This is a genomic window from Pseudomonas sp. 20P_3.2_Bac5, assembly GCF_025466035.1.
Classification (GTDB): Bacteria; Pseudomonadota; Gammaproteobacteria; order Pseudomonadales; family Pseudomonadaceae; genus Aquipseudomonas.
In genome coordinates, this window is sequence record NZ_JANLOA010000066.1 from 66662 (window position 1) to 86395 (window position 19734).

Sequence of the window (19734 nt, forward strand, 5' to 3'; positions counted from 1 at the left end):
GTTGACGAAACATGCCGCGCAGCTTAGAAGTTGAAGTCAACTTCAAGTCAAGGACATGCCGATGGACATTGCCGACGTCGCCAAACGCACCGGAGTACCGGCCTCGACGCTGCGTTACTACCAGAAGAAGGGCTTGCTCGAATCGCTTGCCCAACCGGGACAGCGCCGGCAGTTCGCGGCGGACGTAGGAGATCGGCTGGCCTTGATCGCGCTAGGACAAGCGGCGGGATTTTCCCTGGATGAAGTGGGAGCGATGCTGGTCAATCTGCAGGTGGATCGCGAGAAGCTGGCGGCCAAGGCGGACGAGATCGATGCGCAGGTCAAGCGCTTGCAGGCGATGAGCAAGGGGTTGCGGCACGCGGCGGCGTGCCCGGCGGACGATCATTTGGCGTGCCCAACGTTTCAGCGGTTGATGAAGGTGTCGTTGCTAAAGCGCTCTTGAGGGCTGCATAGAACCCTGTGGGAGTTGGCTTGCCAGCGATGAAGTCCTGATTGGCAAAACAGGCCAACATCCTGTTGCACTTGCCTAAAAACTTCACCGATATCCGACTTTCTTGTAGGCAACTTCCCAAGCATACTCCCCGACCCCGCCTGGTGGTTGCATCCCTTGGAAACGATGCCTAGTCTTCGCCGGTCGTTGCCAGATCAACGACACGGATTAGCAGTCCGTCGAAATGATGAAACCACCAGCATCCAGTTATGGCGGCTGTGCGTGTGGGCACCCTCGGGTGCGCCGGGTTTTCTCATTTCACCGGTCTGCTAACCCACGTGCAGCCGCCACCCTAGTTCGTTTAGCAGCGAGCCAAGTGGCGAATTCATTGATGAAATGAGGAATACGCCATGAAAAAGCTTGTCCCCGATCCACCCCTGATTTCCCCTGAAAAGAAAGCCATCCGCACAGCCGCGGAGCATCTCGAAAATGCAATCTTCGCCGCTGCGGCGCTACTTGCCCTGCACAACCAGCACCACGAAGGAATGCTCAATGACGCACTGGTGGAAATGCGAATGTCCAGGGCACTTCTCACGGTTGCGCTGACGGCTCCGCCAGAGAGCCCGCCAATGTGAATGAAGACCGCGGAGTTCAACTCCGCGGTCTTCCCGCCTCAATACCCGCCCCATACAGGTAGAATCCCGCCCCACACATTCAGTCGATCGATAGGGAGCAGTAATCGATGAAGTCGCTGTACAAGTTGGGCGTGGCACTGACCCTCGCCGCCGCGCTCGCGGGTTGCAAAAGTGATCGGGAAAAATTGGTCGAATCGCGATTTGATTTTCAAAAGACCTATGACGAACAGACCGAAAAGTCCGTGAAAAGCTTTGCAGCGCTTCGCGAGAACATTCCGGAGAGCAAAGTCCGCGAAACCATCAAGAAGCACCACAGCCTGGAGCAAGGGCGCCAGGACATACTTGCGCTCTACAGCGAGGAAAACTTCACCGACGCCGAATTCACCCAGATCATGGACGCCCGGCAACGCATCATGGCCGGCCAGCAACCCAGCGCGGAACAGAAGCCAGCGATGGAAAAGCTGGTGACGCTGATGCAAAAGCGCTATGAGGATCCCAGCTACAAGGAAAAAGGGAAGGCTCTGTACGACGCCATTCTTGCTGACCTGGACAAGTAAGGCCGGAGCCCACAAGCTTGTCATGGTGGCTGTGCGCGTGGGCACCTTCGGGTACGCCGGATTCCATGTTCCCGGGCGGCCAATCCGCTGGCAGTCGCCACCGAATGGCAGTCGATCAGAAATTTACTGTGGGGCAGGACAACTCTTCACGGCTGCTTCGAATGCTTTGGTGTAATCAACGTAGGTTTCTGGGCTGTAGGGCCTTGCCGTTACAAAGAAGCGATAAGTTCTACTCAAACGGAGGATCTGGTCAACTTCTAAAGCCCATTTGAAGCCCGCATGATCAGTCAAAAGAAAGAACTTATGACTCCAGATCTCGCTGCTTTCACCGACCCCAGAGTAAGCATACTGAAGATTCCCATACCACTCAGGCCTTTCAATAATAGCGCGGATTGCTTCCTTGACAGAGCCAGCATCGCGACGACTCAAATAGTTCATCTCCCCGATAGCCACATCGTCTAGCGCACTCAACTCTGCTAATGGTACGGGCAAGCGCTCGCGACTTATGACACGGGAATATTTGCAGTCAAACACCCAAAGACCACTTTTCACATATTCATCACCGTAAATCACTACGCCGTTGCCTAAGTCAGTTTTATATACACTGGTCAAAACCCTTATTCCATAGTCGACCCCAAGCAACAAAAACGGGGTGAAAACCATGGCTGCAATCCACAAGCCTTTATTTTGGGAAAAACTCAAAAATATGCCCCCAGGTCATTAAAGAATCGCGCCGCGACGGAGAGCAAAGGATCACAAACCTTGCTGCGGCGCAGGACAGCTCTTCACGGCCGCTTCAATTGCCTTGGTGTGATCAACATAGGTTTCTGGATTGTAGGGCCTTCCTGTTAAAACGAATCGGGCGCTTCCACTCAAACGAAGTGACTCGGAGACTTCTACAGCCCATTTCACACCAGCGTGATCCGCCAACACAAAAAATTTGTGACTTACAATATCGCCGCTTGTTGCGCCAACGCCAGAATAAATATACTGCAGGTCTTTGTGCCACTCCGGCACTGCAGTGATAGCCGTGATCGCTTCCTTGGCAGAGGCGACATCACGACCATTGAAATAATACATTTGCCCAAACGTTAGCGTTTCCAGAACACTCAGCTCCGCTAATGGTGCGGGCAAGCGCTCTCGACTGATTGCGCGAGAATATTTACAGTCAAATACCCAAAGACCACTTCTCACATAGTCATCACCGTAAATTACCACGCCGTTGCCCAAGTCATTTTTATATACGCTGGTCAAAACTCTTACGCCATAGTCGACCCCAAGCAGCAGAAACGGAGAGAAAACCAGAACTGCAATCCACAAAGCTCTATTTTGGAAGAAACTCAAAGTACCCCTCCGGCGCGCCAAATGGAGTGCTCGATCGGCGACTGCCGCCTCTCCTTTCCATGGTTCAGATAGTCAATGAATTCCTGAGTCGTTGTGATTTCGACGATGTCCGCACCATAAACATCAGCGGAGCCGCGTGCCTCAATGAGCATGTCTTCGTTGTACGAAGGCGTGAACACCACCAGCGCCCGGGTCAACGCAGGATTGAAACGCTTGAACTGGGCGAGCTCGCGCACAGCCTGGCCGATGAATATCATCTTTTTGCCCGAGCCATTGTCGTGCTGGCTTCCGGCGACGGCGATCAGTTCAGGCGTCAGTGGTTTGCCAGACGCTGTCGAGCGCGACTTATTGGCCGCTGCCGAGGCGATCACCGCCTGTTGGTGGCTAGAGAAGGATTGTTGCCCCGGCTGGACTGGCCGGGCTGGTCGAAGCCGTGGTCGAGGGCTGATTGTGCCTCGGCGCCATGACGCTGTTGGTGGACTCGTAAGAGAAGGCGAAGTCCGAGGGAATCAACCCGGCGTAACACGGGCAGCCACTGAAGCTGTCCAGGCTTCCCGCGACCAGTACGCCTTCGTTGATAAATGACGGAATGCCGCCGTGGATCTGATAGGTCTTCCCGGTCACGCCGCACGTCACCGAGTCACCCTGACGGGCCGAAGGCAAGCCCTCGATGATGAATTCGCTGTCGCCGGTTAGCACCTGACCACCACAGGTGGTCTTGTCGCCAATGCGAATGAGGTAGCCGAGCACCATGAATCTGCGTCCTTCTGCTTTGTCCAAAACCTCCCGGGAAATAGCTCCCAAGGCCAAGGACAGATGCTTGCAAGAGGACAGCTTGATGGTAAGCAGGCGGATTCCGAGCGCTAAGCAGGATCTTTCTGACAGTGCTATCAGTCACCGCAAAAAAGGTCCGCGGGATAATGCCTGCCCCCTTACCCGCTCAGGGCGGCAGGCGACACCAAAACCATCTGGCACAACCACTGGTGAGATTCCATTACGGATTCATCGCTTTTATCGGGACAAAGGAATTCAGAAAAGAGAAGACGACGGAACAGGCAATGCTGCCTAACCCGCAGGTCAGTACAGGCTATGCAGCACACCCCGCCAACATCAGGACAACGCCTGCGGCCAGTCCCTTCAGCGTCCTTCCTTTCATTTCTTCCCAGTGTTGTGCCCGCCAACCCGGCAAAGAATCGTAAAAAAGGCATTTAGAAATGCTTCTGAGGCGCGCATTTTCGGTCGCCGGACTGCACGGCGTTGCATGCATCTTCGGCGGCGCTGTAGGCGTCCAGGTATCGCTTGCGTTCATCGATCCGCTGTTGAGGGGTGCCGCCAGGACATCCTCCGTCGATCATATCGATGGCCGTCTTGGTCATGAACATTACCGTCTCGGTGCTGCTGGTGACGGAGGCGTTATTGGGGATCTTCGTCATCCGAGGTGTCGCTCGAGGTGTCGCCCAAGGTGACGACATCCATGACAACCATGAAAGGCAGGGCAACGCTCATGATTCCGACACCAAGAACGTCGCCGTCCTTGGCGGAGTCGACGATCATCTGACCAGTCTGGCCGGTATGGGTAGAGCAGCCGGCAAGCGCCAGCATCGCCATGACGGTTAGAGTTTTCCGCATGTTTGATTCCTGTAGGGACGGGACACTGGTTTCTTGGCCAATGGCTGCGCCCTTCGGAATTTCTGCCCGCAAGCGTTTGTGATGCCCGGATAGGCCTCGACTCTCTTTGGCCGCCCAGGTCAATGCCAATGCGCCTTTACCGTCTTCCATTTCCCAGGGGCTATACGAATACGGAGTTCTGCCTGGATGGATTGCGCCGGAGTCTGCTACCCGAACTGGGTTTTCTTCAGCTACGTAATCGTCCAGACACTTCGGCAGCAATGTGAACGGCGTCCGAACCTCACCCTCAATGAATCGCTTCATGATTGTCCCTGCCACGATCACGATAATCAGGAGGTTAGACAATCGCTGATGTTTTCACACAATCTGGGCCGTTTTCTGCCATAGGCGCCCCCCCTCAAGCAGCGCCCCAAAGGCCCCTATCTGCTCGCGATGCAGGTCAGCCGCCAAGCGCATGACCGCAAAAAAAGAGAGTTCCCCCATTCCGATCAGACGCGCTTTTCACCCAAGGCAGCGTCAAGACAGGCACGAATGTAGGACACATCCCGATTCAACACCGGACGCTTACTGACTTTTATTGAGAGAAGAAACCTCAGAAAAGAGGCAATGACAGAACAAGCGATGCAGCCTGATCCGCAGGTGAAGGGTGTTTGCCGACAGGGTCAGAGAGACTTTCAGACCCCGGAAATGGAGGCGGCCCCACCAGCCACACCCCGGCACACGATGTTCCCGCTATGGCTGCTGCCTTCCGGCTCTGACCAGGTTCACGGGTAATCGTTGCGGGGGGACCGATGGGGCCACCACTACGCGACTCGCCAAGTGGCGAGCCGCGCCATTGTACCGGTCTGAGAGGGAGTTACAACCTCCAGCGCGAGAAAAAACCATCATTTCTCAATGACTTGTCCCGCTGACCGATCAGACGCTGATGCCCTGCTCCGCCAAAAAGGCCACGAATGCGTCCTCGTCCATCACCTTCACCCCCAATTCACTGGCCTTGGCCAGCTTGGAGCCGGCACCGGGGCCAGCGACGACGCAGTGGGTCTTGCCCGACACGGAACCGGCAACTTTCGCACCGAGGCTTTCCAGTTTGTCTTTGGCGATATCACGGCTCATGCGCTCCAGCGTACCGGTCAGCACCCAGGTCTGGCCGGCCAGGGGCAAGCCTTCGGCAACTTTCTTCTCGCTTGCCCAGTGCATGCCGAACTCCAGCAACTGGGCTTCAATGGCACGTGCCAGTTCGCGGTTGGCTTCAATCAGGAAGAATTCCCGCACGGCTTCGGCCTGCTTGGCCGCCAGGGCCTGGCGCAGGTCGATGCCGTCGGCTTCGATGATTTTTTCCAGACTGCCCAGCTTGGCCACCAGCTTTTCCGCGCCGGTGGGACCGACCGAGGAAATATCCAGCTTGGCGATCATTCCGGCCAGGGTCGTGCTGGCGGCGAATTCGGCGCTCAGTTCGCCCTCGTCCTGAAGCTGCATGCCGCAGTCCAGCAGTTGCTGGATGACGTTGCGGTTGTGCTCGTCCTCGAAGAAGTTGTGAATCTCGTAGGCAACTTCGAGACCGATGTCCGGCAGGTAGGTCAGCACCTGCGGCAGCGCCTTCATCACACGCTGCAACGAGCCCAGCGAGCGAGCCAGGACCTTGGCAGTCTCCTCGCCCACATCAGGGATGCCCAGCGCATAGATGAAGCGCGCCAGACCCGGACGCTTGCTGTCTTCGATGGCGGCCAGCAGTTTGTTGCTGGAGACTTCGGCGAAGCCTTCCAGCTCGACCACCTGTTCATAGGTCAGGCGATACAGATCAGCCGGCGAGGCGATCAGGCCCTCGTCCACCAGTTGCTCGACGCTCTTCTCGCCCAGGCCTTCGATGTCCATGGCGCGGCGCGAGACGTAGTGAATGATCGCCTGCTTGAGTTGCGCCGCGCAGGCCAGGCGGCCAACGCAGCGGTACACCGCGCCTTCGCTGACGGTTTCCTTGCCTTTGCTGCGCTTGACCAGTTGCGTGCGCTCGACCTGCGAGCCGCACACCGGGCACTCGGTGGGAATCTGCACCGGACGGACGCTGGCCGGGTCACGCCGCTCGGTGACCACTTGCATGACCTGCGGAATGACGTCGCCAGCGCGGCGGATGATCACCGTGTCGCCGATCATCACGCCCAGGCGCTCCACTTCGTCCATATTGTGCAGCGTGGCATTGGCCACGGTGACGCCAGCCACCTTGACCGGCTTGAGCCGCGCCACCGGCGTGACGGCACCGGTCCGGCCGACCTGGAATTCCACATCGAGCACTTCGGTGAGTTCTTCCATGGCCGGGAATTTGTGGGCGATGGCCCAGCGCGGCTCACGGGCGCGGAAGCCCAACTCGCGCTGGGAGGCCAGGCTGTTGACCTTGAACACCACGCCGTCGATCTCGTAGGGCAGATCGTTACGTCGCGCGCCGATGTCGTGGTAGTAGGCCAGGCACTCCTCGATTCCGGCGGCGTGTCGCAACTCGCGGCTGATGGGCATGCCCCAGGTCTTGAGCTTTTCGAGGATGCCGATATGGGTGTCGGCGATCGCCTCGGACACCTGGCCCAGGCCATAGCAGCAGAATTCCAGCGGGCGGCTGGCGGTGATCTTCGAATCCAGTTGGCGCAGGCTGCCGGCAGCGGCGTTGCGCGGGTTGGCGAAGGTCTTGCCGCCGATCTCGGCCTGGGCGGCGTTGAGTTTGTCGAAGCCGGCCTTGCTCATGAACACTTCGCCGCGCACTTCCAGCACTTCGGGCCAGCCGGTGCCGTGCAGCTTGAGCGGGATATTACGGATGGTGCGCACGTTGACGCTGATGTCCTCGCCGGTGGTACCGTCGCCGCGAGTGGCGCCCTGCACCAGTTGACCATTGCGGTACAGCAGGCTCACGGCCAGACCATCGAGCTTGGGTTCGCAACTGTAATCGACGGGCGCGCCGCCGCCGAACAGGTCGCCAGCCGGCAGGTCCAGGCCTTCCACCACGCGGCGATCGAATTCACGCAGGTCGGTTTCCTCGAAGGCGTTGCCCAGGCTGAGCATCGGCACTTCATGACGCACCTGGCTGAAGGCAGACAGCGCCGCGCCGCCCACACGCTGGGTCGGCGAATCCTCGCTGACAAGTTCCGGGTGCTCAGCTTCCAGCGCCTGCAGTTCGCGAAACAGGCGGTCGTACTCGGCATCCGGCACGCTGGGCTCATCGAGCACGTAGTAGCGGTAGTTGTGCTGGTCGAGTTCGGCACGCAGTTCGAGGATTCGGGTTTCGGCATTCATGGCGGGATTCTCGTGCAAAGCAAAAGAGCAGCCGGGGCTGCTCTTGCATGTTTCGGTGAGGCTGGCGGGGCATGCCCGCCATTGTTCTTAACGTTTCTGGGTCAGGGCGCGGCGCTCGAACTCGACGATGCGCTGACGGTAGTGCTCGATGGTCTGGGCGGTCATGACGCTGCGCTGATCATCTTTCAATTCGCCGTTCAGCTCGTGGGCCAGTTTGCGCGCGGCGGCGACCATCACGTCGAACGCCTGCTTAGGATGCCGTGGGCCCGGCAGGCCGAGGAAGAAGCTGACGGCGCGGGTGCTGAAGTGGTCGATGTCGTCCAGGTCGAAGACGCCCGGCTTGACCGCGTTGGCCATGGAGAACAGGACTTCGCCATTGCCCGCCATGCTTTCGTGGCGGTGGAAGATGTCCATTTCGCCGAAGCGCAGGCCGCTTTCGAGGATGTTCTGCAGCAGGGCCGGGCCCTTGAAGCCACCATCGTCGCGGGAGATCACGCTGATCACCAGCACTTCCTCGACTTGCGGCAGTTCCTTGCCTTCGCTGGCGGAACCGTAGCCGGTGGTCTTGGTGTTTTCCGCAGGGAAGTCGTCGTCGATGTCACCGAACAGATCAGGCTCGCGCGAATCGGCGCTCAGGTTCAGGTCGCCCTGCTGTGGCTCGGTGCCACGTTTGCCGCGTTTGTTGGCCTTGCCGGCCTTTGGCTCGCGTGCAGGCGCGCTCATCGACGGCAGATCATCCTCGTCGAGTTGCGGCTCCTTGTGCGTGTCGAGTACGCGGGGTGGCCCCAATACTTCGGCGCTGGTTTCTTCATCCGGGATATTGGACAAACTGCGGTCCAGACGGAACTTCAACTTGCCCTTGCCGCCGCGCATGCGGCGCCAGCCGTCAAAGAGAATACCGGCAATGACTATGATGCCGATGACGATCAGCCATTCGCGCAGACCGATTTCCATGTAATCCCGTGCCTCTGTGAAAAATGCTGAAAAATAAAAGGGTTAAAACCCTTTAAAACGTGGCGCCAACTCTATGTTCTGACTGACGTTTTACCCACGTACGAAAAATTGACATTAAGCTAGCACGACCAAAGATAACTTTACACCGTCTGTCGCAACGGACAGGTTCATTTAGCCCGGGTTCGTGCTTCATATCTCGTATCAGGCGTCGACCATGGCCATCGCCTCCTCCACATCCACCGCCACCAGCCGCGAGCAGCCTGGCTCGTGCATGGTTACCCCCATCAGTTGATCGGCCATTTCCATGGCGATCTTGTTATGGGTGATATAGATGAACTGCACGGTCTGACTCATCTCTTTTACCAGCCGCGCATAACGGCCGACGTTGGCATCGTCGAGCGGTGCATCGACTTCATCGAGCATGCAGAACGGTGCCGGGTTCAATTTGAAGATGGCAAATACCAACGCCAGGGCGGTCAGCGCTTTTTCACCGCCGGAGAGCAAATGAATAGTGCTGTTCTTCTTTCCTGGCGGGCGCGCCATGATCGTTACCCCTGTATCGAGTAAATCTTCGCCCGTCAGTTCCAGATACGCACTGCCGCCACCGAAAACTTTTGGAAAAAGTGCCTGCAAACCGGCATTTATCTGATCGAAGGTATCTTTGAAACGATTACGCGTTTCCTTGTCGATCTTGCGAATGACGTTTTCCAGCGTGTCCAGGGCTTCGACCAGATCGGCGTCCTGGGCATCGAGGTAGCGCTTGCGCTCGGACTGTTGCTGGTATTCCTCGATTGCCGCGAGGTTGATTGCGCCCAAACGCTGGATGCGCCCGTCCAGGCGCTCCAGTTCGGCCTCGGCCTCCTGTTCGTTGGCCTCCTCGGTCAGGGTCGCCAGCACGCCGTCCAGGTCGTAGCCGTCGGCATGCAGTTGCTCGTGCAGGGTCTTGCGCCGCACGCTCAGGCCTTGCCATTCCATGCGGTGCTGCTCGAGCTGGCCGCGCAGCAACTGGGATTGTTGCTCGGCCTGGCTGCGGCGCTTCTCGGCGTCACGCAACTCGCGGTCGGCATCCTCCATGTGCAGACGCGCCAGACGCATTTCTTCGTCGACGCTCATGCGCTTTTCCAGCAGTTCTTCGAGCTTGAGGCGCAGCTCTTCCAGCGGGGCCTCGCCCTCTTCCAGGTTCAGGCTCAACTGTTCGCGCTTTTCGCTCAGGCGCTCGGATTGCAGCTCCAGGCGTTCCAGGGCCTGGCGGGTGGAATCGTGCTGGGCCCGCAGCGAGCCGAGGCGCACCGCGAGCTGGTGGGCGTGATCCTTGTGTTGACGCGCTTCCTGGCGCACCCGGTCGAGGTGTTCGCGCAAGCCGTCGCGCTGGGCCAGGAGCATTTCCCGCTGCTCGGTATCCTGAGCCATCAGTTCCAGCGCTTCCTGCAGCACCAAACGGGACTCGCCCAGTTGTTCCTGCTCGATCCCACGCTGCTCCGCAGATTCCGCCAGTTCGTCTTCAAGACGCCGACGACGCAGGCCCAGTTGCTCGGCGCGGGCCTTGCCAGCGGATAGGCGCGCCTTCAGCTCACCTTGCTGGCGGGCTTCGTCCTGGGCACGGCGGCGCAGTTGTTCACGGCCGTCTTCAAGCTGGCGCTGCTGGTCGCGCTGGTCGTTCAGTTCTTCGTCCAGTTGCGCCAGCCGGGCTTGCTGTTCTTCCTGTTCCAGGCCAAGACGCTCCAGCTCCTGGCCGCGGGCGAGCACGCCGCCCTGAGCATCACTGGCACGGCTGACCCGCAGGAAGCTGCGGCCGACCCAATAACCGTCGCGACTGACCAGACTCTCGCCCTCGGCCAGTTGTCCGCGCAGCGCCAGCGCCCGATCGAGACTCTCCACCGGCTTGACCCGGCCCAGCCACGGCGACAGATCCACCGCGCTTTCGACCTTGTCCAGCAGACTGCCCGGCACCTGCGCGGCGCCAAGGCTGGCGTCCAGCAGGCGTAGTTCGCCCTGGTCGAAACCGTCGAAGCCCAGATCGCTGAACGAATCCACCAGCACCGCTTGCAGGTCGGCGCCCAACACGGTTTCCACCGCCAATTCCCAGCCCGGCTCGACGCGCAGGCCTTCGGCCAATCGCGGGCGCTGCTCCAGGCCATGCTCGCGCAGCCACTGGGCGGCGCCGCTGCCAGGTTCCAGCGCAGCCTGTTGCAAGGCTTCCAGCGATGCCAGACGACCACCAAGACGCTGCAACTCGCCCTGCGCCTGCTGCTGGGCCTGGGTGGCCTGTTGCAGGCGTTCGCGCAGGTGATCGAGCCGCTCGGCAGACTGTTGTTCTTCCAGTTGCAGGTCTTCCAGCAGCAGTTCGCTGCTGGCAACTTGCTCGGCCAGCTCGAGGATCGCCGCGTCTTCCGGGTCGGCGCTGAGCTGATCGCGTTCTTCGCCCAGCTTGCGCTGGCGCTCGGCCAGGCGTTCGAGGCTGTGTTCCAGTTGCTGGATGCGCGACTGCTGCACCTCGGCCTGGCGGCGCGGCTCGGCGGAACGGGCGTTGAAGCTGTCCCATTGTTCCTGCCAGCCGTGCATGGTGGTTTCGGCTTCTTCAAGTGTCGCGGAGGCTTCCTCGGCCGCGGCCAGGGTCGTTTCCTGTTCCGGGTCGAGCATCTCCAGTTCTTCGCCAAGGGTCGCCAGCAAGGTGCGGTCGTGCCCCAGGTGCGATTCGGTTTCCTGGCGCGAGCGCTCGGCTTCCTTGAGGTCGTCCTGCAATTGGCGCAGGCGCTGCTGGCCGTGCTGGATACTTTGCTCGACCCGGGCGATGTCGCCGCCGACCGAATAGAAGCGGCCCTGGACCAGATTGAAACGCTCGGACAGTTCGTGATGACCATCGCGCAACCGCTCGATACTCGCATCGGCGTTGCGCTGCTCGGCCACCAGCGCCTCGAAGGACACTTCCTGGTCGCCGATAACGCTTTCGCGCTGGCTGACCTGGGTGTCCAGCGCGCGCCAGCGCAGGGCCGACAGTTGCGCCTTGAGCTGGCGTTCTTCGGCCTTGTATTCCTTGTATTTCTCCGCCGCCTGGGCCTGCCGGTGCAGGCGTTCGAGCTGGCGCTCCAGCTCTTCGCGCAAGTCGGTCAGGCGCTCGAGGTTTTCGTGGGTGCGGCGGATGCGGTTCTCGGTTTCGCGGCGGCGCTCCTTGTACTTGGAGATGCCCGCGGCTTCCTCGATGAAGTTGCGCAGTTCTTCCGGCTTCGCCTCGATGAGCTTGGAGATCATGCCCTGCTCGATGATCGAGTAGCTGCGCGGGCCCAGGCCGGTGCCGAGGAAGATATCGGTGATGTCACGGCGCCGGCACTTGGTGCCGTTGAGGTAGTAAGTGTTCTGCGCGTCGCGGGTGACCTTGCGCCGGATCGAGATCTCGGCGTAGGCGGCGTATTCGCCCACCAGGGTGTTGTCGCTGTTGTCGAAGACCAGTTCGATGCTGGCCTGGCTGACCGGCTTGCGGCTGGTGGAGCCGTTGAAGATGACGTCGGTCATCGACTCGCCGCGCAGGTTCTTCGCCGAGCTTTCGCCCATGACCCAGCGCACCGCGTCGATGATGTTGGACTTGCCGCAGCCGTTAGGGCCGACTACCGCGGCCATGTTGCTGGGAAAATTGACGGTGGTCGGGTCGACGAACGACTTGAACCCCGCCAGGCGAATGCACTTCAGGCGCATGGTCAGTCAGTCACCAGGGCCGACAGCACCAGTTCACAACTGCGTCCGCAGTACTCGGTGAGCACCTGGCGGATTTGCGCCAGGTCACCGGCGACCACCGCCTGAAGCAATTCGGTGAACAGCACCAGGAAGTCGTTCATTTCCGCCTTGCGCTGGTCCAGGGCTAGGTAATAGGTGCGGCTCATGGCAGGCTGCAGGTTTTCGACGGTTTCCTGCAGGTATGGATTGTTGGCAAACGGATAGGCGGCGCGCATCACCGCGAAGCTCTCTTCGACGAAGGCCTTGATGTCCTGACGCGCGCAAGCCTCTTGCAGGCGCTGCTGAATGGCCAGGAACGGCGCCAGCTCGGCATCGCTGGTGCGCCGCGTGGCGACGGCATTGCCGAGCAGGATGTACAGCTCGCTCATCAGGGTGCACAGGCTGCGCACGTTGAGTTCGTTGAGAACGGTCACGTGGGCGCCACGGCGCGGCAGGATGGTCACCAGATGACGGCGTTCGAGAATCAACAGGGCTTCGCGCACCGAGCCACGGCTGACATTCAGTGCCTGGGTGACCTTCTGTTCCTGGATGCGTTCTGCAGGCTTGAGTTCACCCCGGATGATCCGTTCGGCCAGGTAGTGGGCAATTTGCTCGGAGAGGCTGTCCGGCGCCTTGAACGTCATGGTTTTCCTTCAAAATCGTTGAACGGCTAAAAACGCGGAAGTGTAACGCAAATGCCCACTGCCAGCATGCTGGAGCCGTCATCCCCGCGAGGCTTTTCCTACAACACGCTCTCCCCCTCTGGAACGGCCTCCCGCCGTGCGCGCTTCACCCTTCGCGAAAGGATCCCCACAAGGCTAGCTGACGCTTCAACAGCGCGCATCAGTCGTTTCACTCGTCTATTTAGGAATTCAGCTACAGAAAGCCTGCTTAACTGAAACACAGGGATTAGCGCATTGGGAGAGCGGCCGAATGGATTTTCTTGACCTACAGGTCAGAAAATCATTGACCGGAAAGTCAAGGCTGAATACATTTCGCCTCAGTCCGCTCAACAACAATAATTCGCTTGTGAGGCCCTTCCGTGATCCAGTTTCTCTTGAACCAGGAGTTGCGCAGTGAGCATGCCCTGGACCCCAACCTGACGGTACTCGAGTATCTGCGCGAGCACTTGGGTAAAACCGGCACCAAGGAGGGCTGCGCCAGTGGTGACTGCGGCGCGTGCTCCGTGGTGGTCGCCGAACGCATTACTGACGAAAACGGCCAGGACAGCCTGCAATACCGCAGCCTGAACTCCTGCCTGACGTTCGTCTCGTCGCTGCACGGCAAACAGTTGATCAGCGTCGAAGGCCTCAAGCACCAGGGCAAGCTGCACAGCGTGCAACAGGCGCTGTCCGACTGCCACGGCTCGCAGTGCGGTTTCTGCACGCCGGGCTTCGTCATGTCTCTGTTCGCCCTGCAAAAGAACAGCGATCAGCCCGACCTGCACAAAGCCCACGAAGCCCTCGCTGGCAACCTGTGTCGCTGCACCGGCTACCGGCCGATCCTCGCCGCCGCCGAGCAGGCCTGCTGCCAAGCCCAGCCCGACCAGTTCGACGCCGCCCAGGCGCAGACCATCGCCCGCCTCAAGGCCATCGCGCCGACGGAAACCGGAGAACTCAACAGCGGCGACAAGCGCTGCCTGGTGCCGCTGACCGTGGCTGACCTCGCCGATCTCTATGGCTCGCACCCGGAAGCCCGGCTGCTGGCCGGCGGCACCGACCTGGCGCTGGAAGTGACCCAGTTCCACCGGACGCTGCCGGTGATGATCTATGTCGGCAACGTCGCCGAACTCAAGCGCGTCGAGCATTTCGACGACCGCATCGAGATCGGCGCGGCCACCCCGCTGACCGACTGCTACGAAGCCCTGCACACTGAGTACCCGGACTTCGGCGAGTTGCTGCACCGCTTCGCCTCCCTGCAGATCCGCAACCAGGGCACCCTTGGCGGCAACATCGGCAACGCCTCGCCGATCGGCGACTCGCCGCCGCTGCTGATCGCCCTCGATGCGCAGATCGTCCTGCGCAAGGGCGACAGCACCCGCACCCTCAAGCTGGAAGACTATTTCATCGACTACCGCATCACCGCGCGGCAGGAGAGCGAGTTCATCGAGCGCATCATCGTGCCGAAAGCCAAGGCCAACTGGGTCTTCCGCGCGTACAAGGTGTCGAAACGGCTGGACGACGATATTTCCGCGGTGTGCGCCGCCTTCAACCTGCGCATCGACAACGGTGTGATCGAGCACGCCCGGGTTGCCTTCGGCGGCATGGCGGCGATCCCGAAACGCGCCCGCGCCTGTGAAGCCGCGCTGACCGACAAGCCGTTCAACCAGGCCACCCTGGAGAAAGCCTGCCAGGCCCTGAGCGAAGACTTCACACCGCTCTCGGATTTCCGCGCCAGCAAGGAATACCGCCTGCTGAGCGCGCAGAACCTGCTGCGCAAGTACTTCATCGAACTGCAAACACCGCACATCGAGACCCGGGTGACCGATTATGTCTAACCACCACACGCCCAAGAGCCAGGCGGAAATGGCCGAGCTGTTCGCCCAGGACCTGACCACCGGTGTCGGTCGCAGCGTCAAGCACGACAGCGCCGACAAACAGGTGTCCGGCGAGGCCGTGTACATCGATGACCGCCTGGAATTCCCCAACCAGTTGCACGTGTACGCCCGCACCGCCGACCGCGCCCACGCGCGCATCCTCAGGGTGGACACCACGCCGTGCTACGCCTTCGAAGGCGTGCGTATCGTCATCACCCACGAAGACATTCCGGGCCTGAAGGACATCGGCCCGGTCGTGGCCGGCGACCCGCTGCTGGCCATCGACAAGGTGGAGTTCTTCGGCCAGCCGGTGCTCGCCGTGGCCGCCCGTGACCTCGACACTGCGCGCCGCGCGGCGATGGCGGCGATCATCGAGTACGAAGACCTGGAGCCGGTGCTCGATGTGGTCGAGGCGTACCGCAAGAAGCACTTCGTGCTCGACAGCCACACCCACCAGCGCGGCGACTCCGTTACCGCCCTGGCCAGCGCCCCGCACCGTCTGCAAGGCACTTTGCACATCGGCGGCCAGGAACACTTCTACCTGGAAACCCAGATTTCCTCGGTGATGCCCACCGAAGACGGCGGCATGATCGTGTTCTGCTCGACCCAGAACCCCACCGAAGTGCAGAAACTGGTCGCCGAAGTGCTCGACGTGCCGATGAACAAGATTGTCCTCGACATGCGCCGCATGGGCGGCGGCTTCGGCGGCAAGGAAACCCAGGCGGCCAGCCCCGCCTGCCTGTGCGCGGTGGTTGCACGCCTGACCGGCCAGCCCACCAAGATGCGCCTGCCGCGCGTCGAAGACATGATGATGACCGGCAAGCGCCACCCGTTTTACGTCGAGTACGACGTCGGTTTTGACGACAACGGTCGCCTGCACGGCATCAACTTCGACCTGGCCGGCAACTGCGGCTATTCGCCGGACCTCTCGGGCTCGATCGTCGACCGCGCCATGTTCCACTCCGACAACGCCTACTACCTGGGCGATGCCACGGTGCACGGCCACCGCTGCAAGACCAACACCGCGTCCAACACCGCCTACCGTGGCTTCGGCGGCCCGCAAGGCATGGTCGCCATCGAAGAAGTGATGGACCATATCGCCCGCCATCTGGGCCGCGACCCGCTGGACGTGCGCAAGGCCAATTACTACGGCAAGACCGAGCGCAACGTCACCCATTACTACCAGACCGTCGAACACAACCTGATCGAGGAAATGACCGCCGACCTCGAAGCGAGCAGCGACTATGCCGAACGCCGCGAGTCGATCCGCCGCTTCAACGCCCACAGCCCGGTATTGAAAAAAGGCCTGGCGCTGACCCCGGTGAAATTCGGCATCTCGTTCACCGCGACCTTCCTCAACCAGGCCGGTGCGCTGATCCACATCTACACAGACGGCAGCATCCACCTGAACCACGGTGGCACCGAGATGGGCCAGGGCTTGAACACCAAGGTCGCCCAAGTGGTGGCCGAAGTGTTCCAGGTCGATTTCGACCGTATTCAGATCACCGCCACCAACACCGACAAGGTGCCGAACACTTCGCCGACCGCGGCCTCCAGCGGCGCCGACCTGAACGGCAAGGCCGCGCAGAACGCTGCCGAGATCCTCAAGAAACGCCTGGTCGAGTTTGCCGCGCGGCAGTGGAAGGTCACCGAGGAAGACGTGGAATTCCGCAACGGTCACGTGCGCATCCGCGACGAGATCGTCAGCTTCGAGACGCTGGTGCAACAGGCGTACTTCGCCCAGGTATCGCTGTCGAGCACCGGGTTCTACAAGACGCCGAAGATTTTCTATGACCGCAACCAGGCGCGTGGCCGGCCGTTCTACTACTTCGCCTTCGGCGCCGCCTGCGTCGAAGTGATCGTCGACACCTTGACCGGCGAGTACAAGATGCTCCGCGCCGACATCCTCCACGACGTTGGCGACTCGCTGAACCCGGCCATCGACATCGGCCAGGTGGAAGGCGGCTTCGTTCAGGGCATGGGCTGGCTGACCACCGAAGAACTGGTGTGGAACGCCAAGGGCAAGCTGATGACCAACGGCCCGGCCAGCTACAAGATCCCCGCGGTGGCGGACATGCCGCTGGATATGCGGGTGAAGCTGGTGGAAAACCGCAAGAACCCGGAAGACACCGTGTTCCATTCCAAGGCCGTGGGCGAGCCGCCGTTCATGCTCGGCATCGCCGCCTGGTGCGCGATCAAGGACGCCGTGGCGAGCATCGCCGACTACCGCGAGCATCCGCAGATCGACGCGCCGTCGACACCGGAGCGGGTGCTGTGGGGCTGTGAGCAGATGCGCAAGGTAGTGGCGGCACGGGCAGTTGCAAAACCGCAAGTGGAAACCGTGACCCACTGACGCCGCCTACCCCGTAGAAGCGAGCTTGCTCGCGATAGCGATCGAACAGGCGCCATCGCGAGCAAGCTCGCTCCTACACAACGGGCGACATCGAATCCTGAAGAGGATCAGAAATCATGCACCAATGGATCAATGCCCTCGCCGAGCTACAGGAACAGGGCGAGCCCTGCGTCCTGGTGACCATCATCGAAGAGCGCGGTTCGACCCCGCGCAATGCCGGCTCGAAGATGGTGGTCAGCGCCAGCCGTCTGTTCGACACCATCGGCGGCGGGCACCTGGAATTCAAGGCCATGCACATCGCCCGCGAGATGCTCGCCGAAGGCCGTGAATCGCCGCACCTCGAGCGCTTCAGCCTCGGCGCCAGCCTCGGCCAGTGCTGTGGCGGTGTCACGGTGCTGCTGTTCGAGCCCATGGGCGCGGTGCAGGCGCAGATCGCCGTGTTCGGCGCGGGCCACGTCGGCCGCGCTCTGGTACCCTTGCTCGCCGCGCTGCCCTGCCGGGTGCGCTGGATCGACTCGCGCGAGCAGGAATTCCCCGAGCACATTCCCGCCGGCGTCTGGAAAGTCGTCAGCGAGGAGCCGGTGGATGAGGTCGACGAGCTGCCCCCCGGCAGCTACTGCATCGTCATGACCCACAACCATCAGCTCGACCTGGAACTCACCGCCGCCATCCTAAAGCGCAATGACTTCACCTGGTTCGGCCTGATCGGCTCGAAGACCAAGCGCGCCAAGTTCGAGCACCGCCTGCGCGACCGCGGCTTCGAAGCCGAGCGCATGCAACGCATGCGTTGCCCGATGGGGCTGGCCGAGGTCAAGGGCAAGCTGCCGATCGAGATCGCCGTGTCCATCGCCGCCGAAATCATCGCCACCTATAACGCCAGCTTCGGCCTGCACAACCCGGCCGCGAACGCTGAACCCATCGCCCAACTGCTGCCGCCCTCACGGCGCAGCCACGCCATTTGACGAGAGTGTTATGAGCGCAACCCGCAAAGCCTACCGATCCGCCATCCTGCACAGCGTCGCCGACCCGGCCGAAGTCGGCATCGAGGCCTCCTTCGAGTATTTCGAAGACGGTCTACTGGTGGTCGACAACGGCAGGATCAGCCGCCTCGGCCACGCCAGCGACCTGCTGCCGACGCTGCCGGCCGACATCGAAGTGGTGCATTACCAGGACAGCCTGATCACCCCCGGCTTCATCGACACTCATATCCACTTCCCACAGACCGGCATGATCGGCTCCTACGGCGAGCAACTACTGGACTGGCTGAACACCTACACCTTCCCGTGCGAACGCCAGTTCGCCGACAAGGCACATGCCGACAAGGTGGCGAAGATTTTCGTCGAGGAACTGCTGCGCAACGGCACCACCACTGCGCTGGTGTTCGGCAGCGTTCACCCTGAATCGGTCAACGCCTTCTTCGAAGAGGCCGAGCGCCTGGACCTGCGGATGATCGCCGGCAAGGTGATGATGGACCGCAACGCCCCGGACTACCTGACCGACACCGCCGAATCCGGCTACGCCGAAAGCAAGGCGCTGATCGAGCGCTGGCACGGCAAGGGCCGCCTGCACTACGCGGTGACTCCACGCTTCGCGCCGACCAGCACCCCGGAACAACTGCAACTGGCCGGGCAACTGCTGGGCGAGTACCCGGACCTGTACATGCACACCCACCTGAGCGAGAACCTCAAGGAAATCGACTGGGTGAAATCGCTGTTCCCAGAGCGCAGCGGCTACCTGGATGTGTACGACCACTTCAAGCTGCTGGGTCAGCGCTCGGTGTTCGCCCACGGCGTGCACCTGTGCGACGCCGAATGCCAGCGCCTGGCCGAAACCGGCTCGGCGGTCGCCTTCTGCCCGACCTCCAACCTGTTCCTCGGCAGCGGTCTGTTCAACCTGTCGCAGGCCGAGCAGTTCAAGGTCAAGGTGGGCCTGGGCACCGATGTCGGCGCCGGCACAAGCTTCTCGCTGCTCAATACGCTGAACGAGGCCTACAAGGTCATGCAGCTACAGGGCACTCGCCTGCATCCTTTCAAGTCGCTGTACCTGGCCACCCTCGGCGGCGCTCGCGCACTGAGCCTGGATGATCGGATCGGCAGCCTGCGGGCGGGCAATGACGCCGACTTCGTGGTGCTCGACTATAAGGCCACGCCGCTGCTGGACTACCGCCTGCAACAGTCCAACAGCATCGAGGAAACCCTGTTCGTGCTGACCACCCTGGGCGATGACCGCACCATCCGCCAGACCTTCGCGGCGGGGAACTGCGTGCACCAGCGCTGATCTTTCCTGACGGAAACGACACGGGGCCAGTTCCCGCA

17 protein-coding genes, 1 other RNA gene and 1 pseudogene are annotated in these 19734 nt (G+C 61.1%); 8 read left to right on the forward strand and 11 right to left on the reverse strand.

Features of this window, described 5'->3' with window-relative positions:
• Positions 1-61: 61 nt before the first annotated feature.
• The 3 genes from NTD88_RS11420 to NTD88_RS11430 all read left to right on the forward strand — a co-directional run bounded on the left by NTD88_RS11420 (position 62) and on the right by NTD88_RS11430 (position 1622).
• A complete protein-coding gene (locus NTD88_RS11420) occupies positions 62-442 on the forward strand; it encodes a helix-turn-helix domain-containing protein (protein ID WP_262156097.1) in 381 nt (126 codons plus the stop codon).
• A gap of 398 nt (positions 443-840) precedes the next feature.
• Positions 841-1065 (forward strand): hypothetical protein, encoded by a 225-nt coding sequence (locus tag NTD88_RS11425; protein ID WP_095157046.1) that lies wholly within the window; start codon positions 841-843, stop codon positions 1063-1065.
• A 107-nt stretch (positions 1066-1172) separates the two neighbouring features.
• A complete protein-coding gene (locus tag NTD88_RS11430; RefSeq protein ID WP_262156098.1) occupies positions 1173-1622 on the forward strand; it encodes a hypothetical protein in 450 nt (149 codons plus the stop codon).
• Positions 1623-1745: 123 nt separating this feature from the next.
• Here NTD88_RS11430 and NTD88_RS11435 read toward each other — a convergent pair whose 3' ends face one another.
• From NTD88_RS11435 to NTD88_RS11450, 4 genes are all read right to left on the reverse strand, one after another.
• Complete coding sequence (locus NTD88_RS11435) at positions 1746-2285, reverse strand: hypothetical protein (RefSeq protein ID WP_262156100.1); 540 nt, start codon at positions 2283-2285, stop codon at positions 1746-1748.
• 90 nt (positions 2286-2375) lie between these two features.
• Positions 2376-2966: a hypothetical protein gene (locus NTD88_RS11440; RefSeq protein ID WP_262156102.1), complete on the reverse strand. Its 591-nt coding sequence runs from the start codon at positions 2964-2966 to the stop codon at positions 2376-2378.
• Positions 2963-3337: a hypothetical protein gene (locus NTD88_RS11445; RefSeq protein WP_262156103.1), complete on the reverse strand. Its 375-nt coding sequence runs from the start codon at positions 3335-3337 to the stop codon at positions 2963-2965. Before NTD88_RS11445 ends, NTD88_RS11440 begins: the two co-directional genes overlap by 4 nt.
• A gap of 13 nt (positions 3338-3350) precedes the next feature.
• Positions 3351-3719, reverse strand: a complete 369-nt coding sequence (locus NTD88_RS11450) for a PAAR domain-containing protein (protein ID WP_262156104.1) — start codon at positions 3717-3719, stop codon at positions 3351-3353.
• Between NTD88_RS11450 and NTD88_RS11455 the strand changes: the two genes are divergently transcribed.
• Positions 3718-4035, forward strand: a complete 318-nt coding sequence (locus tag NTD88_RS11455; protein ID WP_262156106.1) for a hypothetical protein — start codon at positions 3718-3720, stop codon at positions 4033-4035. The genes NTD88_RS11450 and NTD88_RS11455 overlap by 2 nt on opposite strands.
• A gap of 139 nt (positions 4036-4174) precedes the next feature.
• Here NTD88_RS11455 and NTD88_RS11460 read toward each other — a convergent pair whose 3' ends face one another.
• The 7 genes and pseudogenes from NTD88_RS11460 to NTD88_RS11490 all read right to left on the reverse strand — a co-directional run bounded on the left by NTD88_RS11460 (position 4175) and on the right by NTD88_RS11490 (position 13174).
• Positions 4175-4399, reverse strand: a complete 225-nt coding sequence (locus NTD88_RS11460) for a hypothetical protein (protein ID WP_262156107.1) — start codon at positions 4397-4399, stop codon at positions 4175-4177.
• 397 nt (positions 4400-4796) lie between these two features.
• Positions 4797-4898, reverse strand: a pseudogene (locus NTD88_RS11465) (hypothetical protein); the annotation flags it as partial.
• A 394-nt stretch (positions 4899-5292) separates the two neighbouring features.
• Positions 5293-5389, reverse strand: an RNA gene (gene ffs, locus NTD88_RS11470) — signal recognition particle sRNA small type.
• 121 nt (positions 5390-5510) lie between these two features.
• Complete coding sequence (ligA, locus tag NTD88_RS11475; RefSeq protein WP_095157041.1) at positions 5511-7868, reverse strand: NAD-dependent DNA ligase LigA; 2358 nt, start codon at positions 7866-7868, stop codon at positions 5511-5513.
• Positions 7869-7955: 87 nt separating this feature from the next.
• A complete protein-coding gene (gene zipA / locus NTD88_RS11480; protein WP_175651577.1) occupies positions 7956-8822 on the reverse strand; it encodes a cell division protein ZipA in 867 nt (288 codons plus the stop codon).
• Between the two features lie 201 nt (positions 8823-9023).
• A complete protein-coding gene (gene smc, locus NTD88_RS11485; protein WP_262156108.1) occupies positions 9024-12512 on the reverse strand; it encodes a chromosome segregation protein SMC in 3489 nt (1162 codons plus the stop codon).
• 2 nt (positions 12513-12514) lie between these two features.
• Positions 12515-13174 carry a GntR family transcriptional regulator gene (locus tag NTD88_RS11490; protein ID WP_262156109.1) on the reverse strand — a complete coding sequence of 220 codons (660 nt, stop codon included), beginning with the start codon at positions 13172-13174 and terminating at the stop codon, positions 12515-12517.
• Positions 13175-13572: 398 nt separating this feature from the next.
• On the opposite strand from NTD88_RS11490, the gene xdhA reads away from it, so the two are divergent.
• The 4 genes from xdhA to guaD all read left to right on the forward strand — a co-directional run bounded on the left by xdhA (position 13573) and on the right by guaD (position 19696).
• The gene (gene xdhA / locus NTD88_RS11495) at positions 13573-15027 is read left to right on the forward strand and encodes a xanthine dehydrogenase small subunit (RefSeq protein WP_262156110.1); all 1455 of its coding nucleotides are present in this window, start codon (positions 13573-13575) and stop codon (positions 15025-15027) included.
• A complete protein-coding gene (xdhB, locus tag NTD88_RS11500; protein ID WP_262156112.1) occupies positions 15020-17419 on the forward strand; it encodes a xanthine dehydrogenase molybdopterin binding subunit in 2400 nt (799 codons plus the stop codon). Before xdhA ends, xdhB begins: the two co-directional genes overlap by 8 nt.
• Before the next feature lie 116 nt (positions 17420-17535).
• Complete coding sequence (gene xdhC / locus NTD88_RS11505; protein ID WP_262156113.1) at positions 17536-18381, forward strand: xanthine dehydrogenase accessory protein XdhC; 846 nt, start codon at positions 17536-17538, stop codon at positions 18379-18381.
• 10 nt (positions 18382-18391) lie between these two features.
• A complete protein-coding gene (gene guaD / locus NTD88_RS11510) occupies positions 18392-19696 on the forward strand; it encodes a guanine deaminase (protein WP_262156114.1) in 1305 nt (434 codons plus the stop codon).
• Positions 19697-19734: the final 38 nt, after the last annotated feature.